The sequence below is a fragment of the Thiopseudomonas alkaliphila genome (genome assembly GCF_001267175.1).
GTDB classification, from domain to species: Bacteria; Pseudomonadota; Gammaproteobacteria; order Pseudomonadales; family Pseudomonadaceae; genus Oblitimonas; species Oblitimonas alkaliphila.
Genome location: NZ_CP012358.1, coordinates 2,342,822 through 2,358,539 on the forward strand (window position 1 = coordinate 2,342,822; position 15,718 = coordinate 2,358,539).

At 46.1% G+C, this 15,718-nt stretch carries 14 protein-coding genes; 13 read left to right on the forward strand and 1 reads right to left on the reverse strand.

Annotated features, from left to right (window positions below; genetic code table 11):
* The first annotated feature begins 1 nt into the window (after position 1).
* From AKN87_RS11295 to AKN87_RS11350, 12 genes are all read left to right on the forward strand, one after another.
* Positions 2-1,123: a glycosyltransferase family 4 protein gene (locus AKN87_RS11295; protein WP_053103497.1), complete on the forward strand. Its 1,122-nt coding sequence runs from the start codon at positions 2-4 to the stop codon at positions 1,121-1,123.
* The gene (gene rfaP, locus AKN87_RS11300; protein ID WP_053103498.1) at positions 1,120-1,926 is read left to right on the forward strand and encodes a lipopolysaccharide core heptose(I) kinase RfaP; all 807 of its coding nucleotides are present in this window, start codon (positions 1,120-1,122) and stop codon (positions 1,924-1,926) included. The genes AKN87_RS11295 and rfaP overlap by 4 nt, the downstream gene beginning before the upstream one ends.
* On the forward strand, positions 1,926-2,657 hold the full coding sequence (locus AKN87_RS11305; protein WP_053103499.1) for a lipopolysaccharide kinase InaA family protein: 732 nt from the start codon (positions 1,926-1,928) through the stop codon (positions 2,655-2,657). Before rfaP ends, AKN87_RS11305 begins: the two co-directional genes overlap by 1 nt.
* Positions 2,654-3,403 carry a lipopolysaccharide kinase InaA family protein gene (locus tag AKN87_RS11310; RefSeq protein ID WP_053103500.1) on the forward strand — a complete coding sequence of 250 codons (750 nt, stop codon included), beginning with the start codon at positions 2,654-2,656 and terminating at the stop codon, positions 3,401-3,403. The genes AKN87_RS11305 and AKN87_RS11310 overlap by 4 nt, the downstream gene beginning before the upstream one ends.
* Positions 3,400-4,869, forward strand: coding sequence for a lipopolysaccharide kinase InaA family protein (locus AKN87_RS11315; protein WP_053103501.1), 1,470 nt, complete (start codon positions 3,400-3,402; stop codon positions 4,867-4,869). Before AKN87_RS11310 ends, AKN87_RS11315 begins: the two co-directional genes overlap by 4 nt.
* Before the next feature lie 11 nt (positions 4,870-4,880).
* Positions 4,881-6,665 (forward strand): carbamoyltransferase family protein, encoded by a 1,785-nt coding sequence (locus AKN87_RS11320; RefSeq protein ID WP_053103502.1) that lies wholly within the window; start codon positions 4,881-4,883, stop codon positions 6,663-6,665.
* On the forward strand, positions 6,649-7,746 hold the full coding sequence (locus AKN87_RS11325; RefSeq protein ID WP_053103503.1) for a glycosyltransferase: 1,098 nt from the start codon (positions 6,649-6,651) through the stop codon (positions 7,744-7,746). Before AKN87_RS11320 ends, AKN87_RS11325 begins: the two co-directional genes overlap by 17 nt.
* Positions 7,736-8,506 carry a glycosyltransferase family 2 protein gene (locus AKN87_RS11330; RefSeq protein WP_053103504.1) on the forward strand — a complete coding sequence of 257 codons (771 nt, stop codon included), beginning with the start codon at positions 7,736-7,738 and terminating at the stop codon, positions 8,504-8,506. The genes AKN87_RS11325 and AKN87_RS11330 overlap by 11 nt, the downstream gene beginning before the upstream one ends.
* Before the next feature lie 10 nt (positions 8,507-8,516).
* Entirely contained in the window at positions 8,517-9,473 is a 957-nt protein-coding gene (locus tag AKN87_RS11335) for a glycosyltransferase family protein (protein WP_053103505.1), read from the forward strand.
* Position 9,474: 1 nt separating this feature from the next.
* Positions 9,475-10,338, forward strand: a complete 864-nt coding sequence (locus AKN87_RS11340) for a DUF6625 family protein (protein WP_053103506.1) — start codon at positions 9,475-9,477, stop codon at positions 10,336-10,338.
* A gap of 1 nt (position 10,339) precedes the next feature.
* Positions 10,340-11,476 carry a glycosyltransferase gene (locus AKN87_RS11345; protein WP_053103507.1) on the forward strand — a complete coding sequence of 379 codons (1,137 nt, stop codon included), beginning with the start codon at positions 10,340-10,342 and terminating at the stop codon, positions 11,474-11,476.
* A gap of 125 nt (positions 11,477-11,601) precedes the next feature.
* Positions 11,602-12,675, forward strand: coding sequence for an O-antigen ligase family protein (locus AKN87_RS11350; protein WP_148561507.1), 1,074 nt, complete (start codon positions 11,602-11,604; stop codon positions 12,673-12,675).
* 65 nt (positions 12,676-12,740) lie between these two features.
* Here AKN87_RS11350 and AKN87_RS11355 read toward each other — a convergent pair whose 3' ends face one another.
* Complete coding sequence (locus AKN87_RS11355) at positions 12,741-14,210, reverse strand: MBL fold metallo-hydrolase RNA specificity domain-containing protein (RefSeq protein WP_080995560.1); 1,470 nt, start codon at positions 14,208-14,210, stop codon at positions 12,741-12,743.
* Between the two features lie 234 nt (positions 14,211-14,444).
* Here AKN87_RS11355 and AKN87_RS11360 point away from each other — a divergent pair, with 234 nt between their 5' ends.
* On the forward strand, positions 14,445-15,716 hold the full coding sequence (locus tag AKN87_RS11360; protein ID WP_053103509.1) for a Wzz/FepE/Etk N-terminal domain-containing protein: 1,272 nt from the start codon (positions 14,445-14,447) through the stop codon (positions 15,714-15,716).
* Positions 15,717-15,718: the final 2 nt, after the last annotated feature.

A 15,718-nucleotide genomic window follows, 5' to 3' on the forward strand; every position in this document is an offset into this window, starting at 1 on the left:
CATGCAGCTCGCCTTTATTTTATATAAGTACTTTCCCTTTGGTGGTTTGCAGCGCGATTTTATGCGCATCGCCTTAGAGTGCCAGCGCCGCGGCCATCACATACGGGTCTATACCTTAATTTGGGAAGGCGAAATTCCTCCAGGGTTTGATGTGCGGATTCCGCAAGTTAAAGCGTGGGCTAATCATCGGCGTAATCAGAAGTTTTATCAGTGGCTGCAGGCCGATATGGCTCAGTCGCCAGTGGATCGGGTGATAGGTTTTAACAAAATGCCCGGACTCGATTGGTATTACGCTGCCGATGGCTGCTATGAAGACAAAGCCCAAACTCTGCGTAACCCTTGGTACAAATACAGCGGCCGTTATAAGCACTTTGCCGCCTATGAGCGGGCGGTATTTGCCCCAGAGCACGCCACCGAGATCTTAATGATTTCTGAAGTGCAGCAGCCGTTATTTATCAAGCATTATCAAACCCAAGCTGAGCGCTTTCATCTATTGCCACCGGGGATTGCCACCGATCGTCAGGCTCCCGCCAATGCTGCCGAGCTACGTGCAGCTTTTCGCCAAGAGTTTCAGCTGGCCGATGATCAGTTATTACTCCTGCAGGTAGGTTCTGGCTTTAAAACCAAAGGCTTGGACCGCAGTTTAAAGGCCTTGGCCAGTTTGCCAGCAGCGCTTAAGGCTAAAACTCGGTTTATTGTGATTGGGCAAGATGACCCCAAACCTTTTTTATTGCAGATTAAGGCGCTGGGATTATCCCAGCAGGTGCAGATTTTAAAAGGGCGCAGCGATATTCCGCGGTTTTTATTGGGTGCTGATTTATTGATTCACCCAGCCTATAACGAAAATACCGGTACCGTGTTATTAGAAGCCTTGGTCGCCGGGCTGCCGGTATTGGTCACCGATATTTGTGGCTATGCCCACTACATTAGCGAAGCCGATGCTGGACGGGTATTGCCTAGCCCATTTCAGCAGGTGGCGCTGAATCAGGCTCTAGCTGAAATATTGGAAAATGACTCGGCGCGGCTGCGTTGGTCACAGAATGGGGTAAACTACGGGCAAACGGCTGACTTATATTCGATGCCCGAATACGCAGCTGACCTTATTCTTGCGGAGCCAGCATGAGTTTATTGTTACAGGCACCTTTTAACCAATTATGGCAGGGACAAGATCCTTTTACTGCGGTTGAGCAGCTGCAAGGTGAGGTGTACCGTGAACTAGAAGGGCGGCGAACCCTACGTACCGAAGTGGCGGGTGCCGGTTACTTTGTTAAAATTCACCGCGGTATTGGCTGGGGTGAAATTATTAAAAACTTGCTAACGGCTAAGTTACCGGTCTTAGGTGCCGAGCAAGAATTGCAAGCAATCAAGCGCCTGACCCAAGCCCAAGTGCCGACCATGACCGCCGTGGCCTATGGTAAGCGCGGGCTTAATCCAGCCCGCCAGCACTCATTTATCATTACCGAAGAGTTAGCGCCAACCATTAGTTTGGAAGACTACTCCCTTAACTGGCAGAACCAGCCACCGGAGCCTGCATTAAAGCGTGCGCTGATTCAGCGAGTCGCTGAGATGGTGGGGGCGATGCACCGGGCCGGAGTGAATCACCGCGATTGCTATATTTGCCATTTTTTATTGCATACCGATCAGCCAATTCGTGCCGAGCAGTTTCGCTTATCGGTGATTGATTTGCATCGCGCGCAAACCCGTGCGCGCACTCCGGTGCGCTGGCGCAACAAAGACCTTGCCGCGCTGTATTTTTCGGCCTTAGAAATTGGCTTAACCGAGCGCGATAAATTGCGCTTTTTGCGCCATTATTTTCAGCAGCCATTACGTCAGGTCTTGGCTCAAGAAGCTAAGCTGTTGGCTTGGTTACAAGTAAAGGCCGATAAACTGTATCAGCGTAAACAGCGTTATGGAGATGCGCTCTAATGCTGTGGCAGTTAAGCGCGGAGTATCAGTCGCTGGCAGCAGAGTTTGGCAGCTTAGAGGCGGTGTTTGCTCTTGAGGGTGAGCGCATTACCCATGATCCTATTTCTGAGCTAATAAAAGTCACTCGCCAAGGGGTGGATTTTTATGTCAAACGCTACCGCAATAATGGCAAAGGGCTAAGGGCTTGGTTGCCGACCACGCGGATTCAGGCCGAGTGGCAGAACTTACAACGCTTTAAACAGTGGGGCATTGCCACGGCCGAGGTGATTGCCTATGGCCAAGAACGGCGTTATGGCAAGTTTATCCGCGGCGCGATGATTACCCGCGGATTGCCTGGCACTGCAGATTTAGCGCATTTGGCCAATCAGCAAGATCCACGCTTACAAGACCCGCAGTGGGTAGCACAGGTCAGTCAGCAGGTAGCTGAAATGACCCGCATTTTGCATCAACACCGTTTTGCCCACAATGATTTAAAGTGGCGTAACTTATTGGTTAATCAACAGGGCAAAGTGTTTTTAATTGATTGTCCCACTGGACGTTTTTGGTGCTGGCCATTTTTACAGCGGCGGTTGATTAAAGATTTAGCCTGCCTTGATAAAGTGGCCAGTGAGCAATTATCTCGCACCCAGCGTTTGCGCTTTTATTTGGCCTACCGCCAGCAATCACGGTTAACGCGGCAAGATAAAGGCTACATTAGACAAATTGTGCATTATTTTAAGGGGCGCGAATGAACGCTTATATCAATCCCAGCGCACAGCCGTTATTGGCTAAGCATCAGTTAGATAGTTTTGAGGCGCTGTGGAACCTTGAACTCGAGCCAGTAGACGAGCCCAACGTATTACGCGGTGGTTACAGTATTGTGTGCCGCTTAGAGTTAGATGGCCAAGTGTTTTACCTTAAGCGTCAGCGTAATCATTTAACCCGCAGTTGGTGCCATCCCTTAGGCGAGCCGACCTTTGCCCGTGAGCTGCGTAATATTCAACGCTATCAAGCCTTGGGTATTCCAACCATAGAGCCGGCCTTTTTTGCTCAGCGTAAGGTATCAGGGGAAAAACAAGCTATTTTACTGACCTATGCCTTAACCGACTGGCAGGATCTAGATCACTGGCTGAGCCGTTATCCTGAGTTACCCGTTGAGCAACAAGTTGCCATGGTAGAAGCATGTGCCGATTTAATTGCCCGTTTGCATCAGGGGCGTTTAATGCATAGCTGCTTATACCCCAAGCATGTGTTTTTACAGCAGCAGGGGGCGGGTTTTAAAGCCTGTTTAATTGATTTAGAGAAAACCAGAGCTTTTCGTTTAGCCCAGCAAGACCGAGTAAAAGATTTAGATACGTTGTTTCGCCGTGTCGGGCAACGTTGGGGCGAAACGGAGATGCGTACGTTTTTGCAGCGTTATTTAACCAAGCCCTACAACTTAGAGCAGTGGATGTTGCGTTTAGCTAAGCGCCGAGTTGAGAAGGAAAGTCGCCGATGAGTTTTGCTTTGCTCAAAGGTCGAGCCCCCCAGTTACCTTTGGCATTACCCTTAGCTGATCAGTCGCAGTTAAGCATTCAGCGCTGGTTGCGGGTGTTACCTAACCGCCGTTATGTGGGGCTAGCGAAGTGGCAAGGGCAAGCGGTGGTCATCAAAATTTTTACTGGCCGTAAAGCCGCGGCTGCTTATCAAGCTGAGATTGCCGGCTTCAGTGCCTTACAGGCTCAAGCCATTAACTGCCCCGAGGTATTACAGCATCACCAAGCCGGGCCAGAGTTAGCCTGGGTTATCAGTGCTTACCTGGATCAAACCCAAAGCTTAGCCGAGGCTTGGCAACAGGTGGCCAGCGAAGCCTACTTAACAGAGGCTCAAGAGTGTGTGCTGGGCCGCGCCTTAGTGACCATCGCCGAGATGCACCTTAAGGGCCTGTGGCAGGCAGACTTACATCTGGATAACTTTTTAACCAATGGTCGGCAGTTATGGGTGGTGGATGCAGGTAGCATTCAGCAGCAAGAATTAGGTGAGCCGATCACCCGTGAGGCTGCGCTGGCTAATCTGGCGGTGTTTTTTGCCCAGTTACCCAATGGCTTAGCGCCCTATTTAGAGCAATTGCTGGTGCACTATATTTTAGTTAATAGCACCCATGCTTTGCCGATTGAGCGCCTAGAAGCGGAAATTGCCAAAATTAAGCGGTGGCGGTTAAAGGATTATTTACATAAAACCGCCCGCGATTGCAGCCTGTTCAGTGTCCAGCGTTCGTTATGTAAGCTGCAGGCAGTGTGGCGTCAGGCCTTGCCTGAGTTACAGCCGGTGTTGGCCAATCCTGATCAGTTGATTGCCCAAGGCCATATTTATAAAACCGGTGGCGCGGCGACCGTGGCTAAGGTTGAGTATTCTGCCGGTGGGCGGGTAACGCCACTGGTGATTAAGCGTTACAACATTAAGCACTTAGCCCATTGGTTAAAACGTTTTTGGCGGCCGAGTCGTGCTTGGCATAGTTGGCAGGCGGCCAATCGCTTAGAGTTTTTAGGTATTCCCACGCCAAAAGCATTGGCGGTGATTGAGCAGCGTTGGCTGGGGTTACGTGGGCCGGCGTGGTTTATTACTGAATATTGCGCCGGACAGGATATAATCGCCCACTTTGCGCCTTATCTGCAGCCAGCGGCAGGGGCAGAAAAAATGCCGCCAGAAGCGATGTTACAGGCGCTAGATCAACTGTTTGCGCTGTTAATCCGTGAGAGAATTAGTCACGGAGATTTAAAAGGGCACAATATTTTTTGGCAGCACAATCAATGGTGTTTGATTGATTTAGACGCCATGCAGCAGCATCAGCGTTTGGCCAGTTTTCAACGGGCGTATGCCAAAGATCGGGCGCGCTTCTTACGCAACTGGCCGGCAGAGAGTACACTTTACCAATTATTAGATCAGCGTTTGCCGCAGGCAGAAACGCTTAGCGAAGAACACTAAGAGGCAATTTCATGGCACTAACTATTCTCGGCTTATCCGGTGCATTGAGCCACGACCCATCAGCAGCACTTTATATCGACGGTAAATTAATTGCCGCGGTGGAAGAAGAGCGCTTGGTGCGGGATAAACACGCGAAAAATCGTATGCCCTATGAGTCTGCCAAGTTCTGCTTAGAGCAAGCAGGTATCAAACCGGCTGATGTGGATGTAGTGGCGATTCCCTTTGCCCCAATCAGTATTACTGAAAAAGCCCGTTGGCATTATGCCAAGCGTTACTGGTATGCCCCTGATCGTGCGTTAGATGCGATTTTAATGGGGAATCGTCGGTTTAAGCGTTATTACAAGAAAATTCAGTGGTGTTTAGAGCAGCTGGGTTTTGATTTAAAGAAAATTAAAATCGAACCGGTCGAGCACCACCTCGCCCATGCCGCCAGTGCTTATTTGTGCTCGGGGTTTAAAGAAAAAACTGCGATTTTAGGGATTGATGGTAAGGGTGAATACGCCACCACCTTCTTTGGTTACGGCGAAAACGGCAAGATTCATAAAATTAAAGAGTTTTATGATCCCGATTCCCTCGGTGGCTTATACGGTGCCATGACCGAGTTTCTTGGCTTTGAAATGCTCGATGGCGAGTTCAAAGTGATGGGCATGGCGCCTTACGGTAATCCGGATCTGTATGATTTATCGCGTTTAGCCAAGTTTGAAAATGGCGAGCTGGTAATTAACACCGAGTACGCCAACGTGATTGGACTGCGCCGTTATAAAGAAAAAGGTAAAGGTTTTTACTTTTCACCCAAACTTATTGAATGGCTTGGGCCTAAGCGCGAAGGCGATATTGCCGATGATCCGTATATTCATTACGCCGCCAGTGTGCAGGCGTTATTTGAAAAGCTGGCGCTGGAGATGATGGATTATTACCTGGGCGATATTATTAAAGAAACCGGTAAGTTAGCCTTTGCCGGCGGCAGTGCGTTGAACGTTAAGCTCAACCAAAAAATTATTGCCCGCGAAGAAGTTAAAGAGTTGTTTGTGCAGCCAGCGGCCGGTGATGCCGGTACCGCGGTGGGCGCTGCGGCGTTTATTTCGCAAAAGCGTGGGGTGCCGGTAGAGAAGATGGAGCATGTGTATTTAGGCCCGTCTTACACCAACGAAGAAATTATTGCGGCCTGCGCCAAGCACCCTAGCCAACCCCAGTGGCAACAAATCACTGAGGTGCCAGCAAAAATTGCCCAGTTGATGGTAGAAGGTAACCCCGTGGCTTGGTTTCAAGGCCGCATGGAGTTTGGTCCGCGGGCGTTGGGTGGCCGTTCGATTATTGGTTGCCCAAGTATTCCGGGAGTGGCGGATCGAATTAACGAGCAAATTAAATTCCGTGAGCGCTGGCGTCCATTTTGCCCGTCAATGATTGATAGCGTGGCGCCACAAATGCTGAAAGTGGATCATCCGTCACCTTTTATGACCTTCACCTTCGAAGTGAATGATGAGTGGAAGAGTCGCGTGCCTGAAGTAGTGCACGAAGACGGTACTTCACGGGCCCAGGTGCTAGAGCGGCAATATAATCCGCGCTGGTATGACTTAATGCTGGAGTTAGAAAAACTTACCGGCAATGGGGTGTCGTTAAACACCTCCCTTAATCGCCGCGGTGAGGCGATGGTCTGCTCACCGAAAGATGCCTTAGATATGTTTTTTGGCTCGGACTTACAGTATTTAATTATGGAAGATATTTTAGTGGTGAAGCAGGGGGCAGCGCCTCTTGAGTCTGCACCAAGTGAGTCAGCTGATGCACAGTCAGTCTAAGGTTAATTCTGCAGCGCCTTGGGTTTTGCAGTTTTGCCATGGCTATGATGGCCCTTTTTTAGATTGTGCGCGGCAGTATGCGGTGTTGTTTAAAGACACGCCGTATAAAGTGTGTACGGTATATTTAACCGGTGAGCCAAGTGCTGAAGTGGTGGCGGGTAGCGCCTCGGATGAGGTGCTGTTTTTTAACTTTAGCAGTAAGCAAGTGCGCGGCTTAAAACTGGCGGCGATTAAGCAGTTTAAGCAGTTGGTGGCCAGCCGTAATTTTGCTTTTTGTATCGCCCATCGCTTTAAGCCAATTTATATTGCGTTATTGGGTTCTAAGTTGCCGGTGATTGGTGTGCACCATGCTTTTGGTGATTATCAGCGCCGTTCGCGGCAGTTGATGGCGAATGTTTTTCATCGTCGTTTACGCCTGTTGGGAGTCTCCAATGCGGTGCGAGATGACATGCGTAGCTGTTTGCCAAAGTTTGCCGAGTCCGAAATTCAAACCCTGTATAACCGTATTGATGTGGCTGCGGTGCAGTCCGAGCAGGTTAGCCGTGCTGATGCCCGTTTAGCTTTGCAGTTACCACAGGATGCCTATGTGGTGGGTAATGTGGGGCGCTTGCACCCGGATAAAGACCAAGCCACGTTAATTAAAGGCTTTGCCCAAGCCTTGCCGCAGTTACCTAAAGGCAGTTTGCTAGCGATTATGGGCAGTGGCCGTTTAGAGCAATCCCTTAAAACCTTGGCCCACGAGTTGGGGATAGCAAGCAGCGTGCGCTTTTTAGGCCAAGTGCCTAATGGCCGGCGTTATTTTAAAGCTTTTGATTTGTTTGCCTTAAGTTCTGATCACGAGCCCTTTGGCATGGTGCTACTAGAGGCGATGGCCGCTGGGGTACCGGTAATTGCTACCAACTGTGGTGGAGCCAAAGAAGTGGTCGAGAATCCTGACTATTTATTTGAGTTAGGGGATGTAGCGGGGCTGGCGCAGTTGTTAGCGCAACGGCCTAGTGCTGAGGCTAGTAACTTAGAGCGGTTTACGGATCAGTATGTGCTGAAGGAATTTGAAAGGATTTTTAAGCAATATGCAGTTTAGCCATCAAAGTGATGTCACCATTGTTATCACCAGTTGTGGTCGCTTTGAGTTACTCAAGCGCACATTAGCTTCTCTTGAGCAGTTTAATACCTATCCAGTTAAGCAGGTATTTATTACTGAAGATTCAGGTTCTGAGCTAGTAAAAGCGGCTGTTCCTAAACATTGGTTAGAACATACAGTATTTATTATTAATAACCCAAAGCTAGGTCAGCTAAAGTCAATTGATGCAGCTTACAGTCAAGTAGCCACACCTTGGATCTTTCATTGTGAGGATGATTGGGAGTTTTATCGCTCAGGGTTTATTGAAGACTCTATGGCTTTATTAAAAGAAAAGCCAGAAGCCTTACAAGTTTGGTTGCGTAGTTATTATCATGATTTACGCATACATAGCCCTTATGTTTATCTATCAGAACTTAGAGTTTTAGATAGTATTAAATACTATGAAGTGCTTTCCTCTAAAGAAGACTGGCAAGGGTTTTCATTTAACCCAGGCCTTAGACGCTTAACAGACTACCTGCAGTATGCTCCTTATGCCCAATACAGCGGAGAAAAAGAATTATCACGCTTATATGCAGCTGATAACCGCCCAGCACTTATTTTAGAAAATGATGCTGTGTTACATACTGGCTTTGGTGCCCACGTAGAGGTTTCTGAGGAAAAAATTAAAAAAGTCCAGCGCAAAAAGCGTGAGAAAATAAAAAATATCTTGTTTTTTATTGTTGGATTTGTAATGGCTGCTGTACTCAAGATTTTTATCTGATGGAATATGAATGAAGGTATTATTTTTAGTACAAAAAGAGCAGCGAGCGATTTTAGATCGTCTATATGATGGAGTGGCTGCTAATTGTGACTGTGATACTCGTTGGTTAAGCAGTGATGAGCAGGGAAACTTGCGTCGTTACTTTAAGCAGCATGTACAGGTTGATCAGTATCAGCGAATTATTCTATTTCTAAGGTTTAAAAAAGAGCTTAAACAAGTAGCCTTTATTAAGCGTATTCCTAATTTAGTGATTTTAGAGCACGATGCCTACCAAAACTATATTCCCTGTAAATATACGGGCAAGTTCTCCAAGCACTATCGTCACTTACCTTGGGCCCGGGTTATTAGCTCGGGGGCAGTGGTTACTAGGCGTCTGCAAGCAGAAGGAGTAGACGCTGTATTTGTGCCTAAAGGCTATGATCAGGCGTTGCTGTCTAATCTGCAGCAACCACGTGATATTGAGCTGGGTTTTATTGGCAGTACTAAAAGTGTGGCTTATTCGCAACGTAAAGAGTTGCTTGAGCAATTAGCTAAAACCGAAAATCTATTAGTGACCCGTACTAATTCAGGCCAAGACTACCTAAATACCCTTAATCGTATTCGTTTTTTTGTCAGTGCGGATATTGGTATGGGGGAATACATGATTAAAAATTTTGAGGCCATGGCCTGTGGCTGTGTGCTGTTGGCCTATGATCATGGCTCTGAAGAAAGCCAAGCCTTAGGTTTACTTGATATGCAGAATGTGGTGCTGTACCGAAATTTAGAAGAGTTACAGCAAAAACTACAACTGTTACGTACTAATACAGTCTTAGCTGATCAAATTGCCGCAGCTGGGCAGCGGTTAGCAGAGCAGCAGTTTAGCTTTGCCAATATCGGTAAAAAAATCGTGCAGGCGTTACAACCACCATTACGGCCACAGCCTGCTCCGTCAATGTGGAGCCGCCTATGTTCGGTGTTAGGGTATTAACATGCAGCAGCCTTCCATTATTTTATTAATTCCTTATTTTGGCCAATGGCCTGCATGGTTTGAGTTCTTTTTACAAAGCTGTCGTTTTAACCCAAGCATTGATTGGCTGTTTTTTACTGATTGCCCGGTACCCTCAGATGCCCCAGAAAATGTGCGCTTTATTAGCATGAGTTTTACCGAGTATAAGCAGTTAGTGAGCGAGCGCTTAGGAATCCCATTTAATCCCGATAGCCCCTATAAATTATGTGACCTTAAGCCCGCCTTGGGGTATGTGCACCAAGCGCATGTGGATGGGTATGACTTTTGGGGCTTTAGCGATATTGATTTAGTCTACGGTGATTTGCGTGGTTACTTTACTGCCGAGCGTTTAAGTAAATATGATCTTTACTCCACCCATGCTAGACGCGTATCCGGCCATTTTTGTTTAATGCGTAATACCGCCAAAATGGGTGCAGCTTTTAAGTTAATGAAAAACTGGCAGCAACGCTTAGCCGATCCAACTCATCACGCCTTAGATGAGGGAGCGTTTAGCCGGATTTTTATTCGGCATAAAAACTTCCCTAAGCCTTTATTTAATTTGCTGGCCAAGCTTAATCCATGGCGGCGTAACAGTGAATTTATTGAGGCTTACAGTACGCCCAACGCTGGTGTGCCTTGGATAGATGGAAGCTATAACTTTCCTACTGAGTGGTATTGGCAAGCAGGTAAGCTAACTAATGATTTAACGGCAGAAAGAGAATACCCATACTTTCACTTTTTTGGTTGGAAAAGTAATTGGTCTCAAGACTCATTTAATCGTTGTACAAAAAGTACTAGTGCTTGGCTAGTCAATAGCAATGGATTTAATAGCAAGCTAGGTGTGTAATGTGGAAAAAATTAAAGTTTTACAGTTACATCCTGATTTTAATGTTCGGCGCTTAGATATATCTGATCTTGGTGAGCAAATTTTTAAGGCATTACCTAAAGAAAATTATGAAACTACCAATGGGTTTCTTACAGGTAAGCCTAAGCCGGGTGATAAAGAAAGCGTAGCAGACCGTTCAATTTATTTTCAGTTTAAATCTAAGCAGCTTAAAGGTTTACGCCTTAAAGCAATGTGGCAGCTCTATCAGCACATTAAACAAGAACAGTACGATGTGGTGATTTGTAATCGGTTTAAGCCTGTCATCATGCTGCTATTTATTAGTCGCTTCTTATCTATCCCCCTGTGTATTGGGGTAGCCCATGGTTTTGGTGACTATGATCGCAGTTATCGGCGTAAACAAGTCAAGCGCTGGGTGCGTGATAACTGGCGTTTTGTAGGTGTTTCTCCAGCTGTCAAGCAGTACTTATTAGACTTGAATAGTGGCTTTACCGAGAACAACACGGTAGCTATTACTAATGCAATTGATGTTGAGCAAGCAGTGGCTATACAACTTAGTAAAGAGAACGCACGTACTCAGCTAGGTTTACCTTTAAAACAGCGATTAATTGGTGCATTAGGGCGTTTGGTACCAGTAAAAGGCCACACTTATTTAATTGCTGCCTTTGCAGAGATTGCTGCAGATTTTCCTGATACTGATTTAGTACTAGTAGGTGAAGGTCGTGAGCGCGAGCATTTAGAGCGGCAAATTAAAGCGTTGGGGTTATCAGAGCGTGTGCATTTAACTGGTTTTGTAGAAAATGCCTTAGCCTATGTGCAAGCATTTGATATTTGGACTATGCCTTCATTAGCTGAAGGGTTAGGCTTGGCCTTATTAGAAGGCATGACCGGAAGCTTACCCATTATTGCCAGTGATGTACCCGCTATGCGCCCTTTAATTGAAGGCGCGGGGGGCATTGCAGTGCCGCCAGCTAAGGTGCCTGAATTAAAGCAAGCGCTGGTATCCTATTTACGTTTACCAGAGGCGGAGCTACAGCAGTTAGGGGCACAAGCCTATCGCTATGTGGTGCAACACCATAGTTTGCTTGATTTTCAACAGGCCTATCGGCAGCTAATCGAAACTAATTTACCTAATTGTTAAAGGATTACTCAGTGACAGTGCTATCTAGGCTAACTAAACAGCATTTTTTGTATCTGCTATCGCTTTGTTTCAGTGTGTATTTGCTATCGCACTATATGGGGCTCAGCTCTAAAGCAGTAAATAATGTGTTTTATCTTGGTTTAGCGGTGCCTTGCCTCATTTTTTCGCTGATTAACTATCGAGCGACTGCTGAGTTAATCAAGCAGTTTTACTGGCTATTTGCTTTGGTTGCAGTGGTTTCACTGCTGGATATGCAGCAAGCAAAAGAGATTAAGCGTGGTCTTTATTTGCTGCTATTTTTTATTAGCTGTGTATTGGTAGATCAGGGGAAGGGGCGATTAAAGTATTGGCTGTTGCCCTTTAGCTTAACCTGCCTGTTAATGCTGTTTTATATAACAGCTGACTGGATCTGGATTTGGAGCCATAGCGCGCGCTGGATTCGTTATTCTTACTGGTTGAATGTGTACTTTCACCCCAGTTTTTTTGCCATGCTGATGTGTTTTGGCCTACTCATTGGCTGGATGTTGTTTTTAGGACCTTGGCTAGAGCAGCGTTATCAAAAAACTGGCTATATCTTAGGGCTAGCCGTTTTTTCACTGGTGATTTTACTCTGCACTACGATTTTCCAGTCACGCACGGCTTTGGTCGGATACGGTCTGTTTTTTATTGGATTAATTATCTATAAGCGCTTTTATCTGATTGGTTTAGTACTGGCTGTTGCCATGGTGGCAGTGGTATTTGGCTTAGGCTTTGATGAGCAGTTAGCTAATCGTGGTTTTAGTTATCGGTTGGTTATTTGGCAAGAAGTATGGCGGCAATTGTTACATGAGTGCAATCCAATACTCGGCTGTAATATTCCTCAAGGCTACAAAATTTTAGGTGAGTTTGATCACCCCCATAACGTGTATTTAGCCATGTTTTATCGTAATGGCTTACTGGGTGGGGGCTTGTTTTGTTTGTTTGTAGCGTACTTTTTTTACCGTGGAATCAAGGCTAAATCAGTTTGGCTGGTAGTTTCTTTGTTTGGCTGGGGCGCGCTAATTACTGAAAATAATAGCTTGTTTACCTCTCCACAGCCGTTTTGGATTTATTTTTGGTTGCCGGTTTTTATGACTATTTTAGATAGCCATAAATCCCAGGTGCAGGGGTATTGGCGGCAGTTAACAGCTAGAACGGATGCTGCTACCAGTCAGCAATAAGCTAGTGGCCTGCTAAGTAGCGCTATCAGTTCTTATTAGGTTGCATAGCACTACTTAAATATCACTTATCCCAGCCAAATATTTGCCGTTTGCCCCCGTTCTGCATATTTTTGTTCTAGCTGTTGTTTTAATGCGAGCTTAGCGGCTGGGGTGCCATGCACCAAGCGGATATTACTTGGCCAAATACGCATGCCGGTGATAAAGCGCACTAAGCCCGCTTGGTCGGCATGGGCCGAGTAGCCGCCTAGGGTTTCTATTACGGCTTTAATTTCAATCCGCTGTTGATCAATAGTTACGTAACCTTGTTTGGGGCCGTATTGTTGTATTTGACGCCCTAAGGTGCCTTCCGCTTGGTAACCAACAAACAGCACGTTGTGCTCTGGGCTATCCAACATAGCTTTTAAGTAATCCACAATGCGGCCGCCACTACACATACCGCTGGCCGCAATGACAATAGCGGGGCGTTTAGTTTGTTGTAGGTGTTGCACCATTTGTAGGTGATCGTGGTGCGAATCAATGCTAATCAGTTGTTCAAAAGCTAAGGGTTTGCGCCCTGCTTTTAGTCGTTGCTGGGCTTCTTGGTCCCAAAAGGGTTGTAGTTGACGATAGGTTTCACTAAAGCGGCTGGCTAAGGGCGAGTCTAAAATAATGGGTAGCTGCGCCCAGCGTATCGGGCACTGGGATTGGCTTAGGGATGGCGGTTGGCTGGTTGTTAAGGGGTGTGGCTGTTTTTTGCAGTGGTAAATAATGTCTTCTAGTTCATACAGCAGTTCTTGGGTGCGGCCAATGCTAAAGGCTGGAATGAGCACGGTGCCACCATCAGCTAGGGCTTGTTCAATCACTTGTTGTAGGCGCTGCCGTCGGTTTTTGCGTGAATCATGTAGGCGATCACCGTAGGTGCTTTCTATCACTACCGTATCGGCGCGATTAGTAGGCTTGGGCGCGGTTAAGATGGGGGCATAGGGCGCCCCTAAGTCGCCGCTAAAAATGACCCGTTGCTTGTTTTGTGTTTTAGGGTAGTGGATATCTAGCTCTACATAGGCTGAGCCTAGAATATGGCCGGCACGCTGTAAGCGAATTTTAACCTGTAAATCATCTCGATTAAGCATGGGTAACCAACGGTTGTAGGGCAGGGCAATAATACGTTTTTCGATCAGTTTTAAATATTGCTCAACGGTGGCTTGATCGCGGCTTACCCCTAGTTTAAAGGCATCTTCTAGTACTAGGGGTAGTAGTTTGGCTGAGGGTTCGCTGCAAATAATCGGGCCTTGGTAGCCGGCAGCTAATAAATAGGGAAGCCGCCCCACATGATCAATATGCACATGGGTAACAATCAGTGCTTGTACGTTGTCAATAGCAAAGTTAATTGCTAGCTGTTGGGCGCTGGCTTGTTGATCTGGGCTAAGTTCAGCGCCCTGAAATAAGCCACAATCAACTAATAAGCTGGTATTGCTGTCTAGCAGTAGCTGATGGCACGAGCCAGTTACACCATCTTTTGCGCCGTGGTGCATAAATTGAGGGAATTTATTGGGCATAGCAGACTCCTTGTCTGGTATTAGTTAGCCTACAGAGCTAATGCTAGCAGACTTAAAATCAAAGTAATGCTTAAAACACCTTATAAAACATAGGGTTGTTGTGGACTTTGATTAAAGTTAGTAGGGCTTAAGTGTGGGCCGCTACCTATTTGTATTAATTTGTAGCAAAATGGTGCCTTTTTTATAGATTGATTAGCCTAAAGGCTGAGTTAATAAATGGAGTAGTAACCTGTTATGCAAAGCTCTGCTGAAAATTCGCGTTACGCTGATGATGAAATTGATTTATTTGAGCTGGCTCAGTCGATCTGGCAAGAAAAAATAACAGTAATGCTGGTAGCCTTTGTGGTGACTGCGTTGGCGTTAGCCTATGCCGTAGTTGCAACCCCAGTGTATGAGGTTAAAGCCATTGTTAAGCCTGCCCCGAAAAAAGATCTTGATGAGTTAAATGCTGCTGGCCTGTATAAATTAACGCCTGAAGAAGCATTAACCGCAGTGGGGGCTAGCCTAGAATCTTACGATACTCGTTTAGGCTTTTTTCGACAAAATCGTGATTTATTTAAAGAGCTAGACCGTGAAGGACGCACCTTAGAGCAAACCTTTGAGGCTTTTAATGAAAACAGCATTAAACTGCTTAAGCCAGACGCGAAAAAAGATGAGAGCTTTGCCAAGTATGCCGGTGTCAGCCTGCAGTACCCTAAAGGTATTGATGGGGTAACTATTGCTAACGGTTTGGTGGAGTATGCCATCGCCTTAGAAAAAGAGCGTATTTCACAAAGTATGGCGACTTTAACTAATAACAGGGTAGAGCAGTTAAACCGTAAACTACAAAATATGCGAGCAGCCTATGACATCAGCAAAGAGGCTGAAATTGCAAAGCTAGTAGAAAAAGATCAGCTTAAAAAAGCCCGCTTGGAAGATGAGTTAGCAGCTATTAAGGTGGAGCTGAAAACCCGCCGTAAAAACCGTATTCAGCAGCTTGATGAAGCCATTGTAATTGCTAAGCAACTAGGCATTCAAAAGCCTGCCACACGGGCTAGCTTAGCCAGTTTAAGTGCTCGCAGTAACGTAAGTCTTACTGAAGTAAATAATGATCAAACCCCGTTATATTTTTTAGGGGTGGAGGCATTAACCGCTGAGAAAACAGCTTTAGAGCAACGTGAAAATGATGACTTTACTAGCAGTCGTATTGTTGAAATTAACAAAGAACTCAAGTTACTAGAAAATAACCGCAAAGTAGAAAGCTTATTAGCCCGGGAAAATGATGAGCTGTTTTTAGCCGATTTAGCTGCTATTCATGCAGAGTTAGCTAAGTTAAAAAGTATTGAAATTAATTGGGATAATGTAAAATTAGCGCGTTTTGACCAATTAGCAGTTACTCCCCGCAGTGCAATTAAACCTAAAAAGTCTTTAATAGTAGCTATGGGTGCGCTGCTGGGTGGAATGCTAGGTGTATTTATTGCACTAATTAAAGCAGCTATTCGTAAACGTAAATTGCAGTTAGCTTAGGT

Bases quoted from the DNA above. Each gene is read 5' to 3' on its own strand.
- AKN87_RS11330 (WP_053103504.1), top strand. From the start codon at position 7,736: ATGCAGTTTAGCCATCAAAGTGATGTCACCATTGTTATCACCAGTTGT.
- AKN87_RS11310 (WP_053103500.1), top strand. From the start codon at position 2,654: ATGAACGCTTATATCAATCCCAGCGCACAGCCGTTATTGGCTAAGCAT.
- AKN87_RS11295 (WP_053103497.1), top strand. From the start codon at position 2: ATGCAGCTCGCCTTTATTTTATATAAGTACTTTCCCTTTGGTGGTTTG.
- AKN87_RS11305 (WP_053103499.1), top strand. From the start codon at position 1,926: ATGCTGTGGCAGTTAAGCGCGGAGTATCAGTCGCTGGCAGCAGAGTTT.
- AKN87_RS11335 (WP_053103505.1), top strand. From the start codon at position 8,517: ATGAAGGTATTATTTTTAGTACAAAAAGAGCAGCGAGCGATTTTAGAT.
- AKN87_RS11360 (WP_053103509.1), top strand. From the start codon at position 14,445: ATGCAAAGCTCTGCTGAAAATTCGCGTTACGCTGATGATGAAATTGAT.
- rfaP (WP_053103498.1), top strand. From the start codon at position 1,120: ATGAGTTTATTGTTACAGGCACCTTTTAACCAATTATGGCAGGGACAA.
- AKN87_RS11325 (WP_053103503.1), top strand. From the start codon at position 6,649: ATGCACAGTCAGTCTAAGGTTAATTCTGCAGCGCCTTGGGTTTTGCAG.
- AKN87_RS11355 (WP_080995560.1), bottom strand. From the start codon at position 14,210: ATGCCCAATAAATTCCCTCAATTTATGCACCACGGCGCAAAAGATGGT.
- AKN87_RS11340 (WP_053103506.1), top strand. From the start codon at position 9,475: ATGCAGCAGCCTTCCATTATTTTATTAATTCCTTATTTTGGCCAATGG.
- AKN87_RS11320 (WP_053103502.1), top strand. From the start codon at position 4,881: ATGGCACTAACTATTCTCGGCTTATCCGGTGCATTGAGCCACGACCCA.
- AKN87_RS11315 (WP_053103501.1), top strand. From the start codon at position 3,400: ATGAGTTTTGCTTTGCTCAAAGGTCGAGCCCCCCAGTTACCTTTGGCA.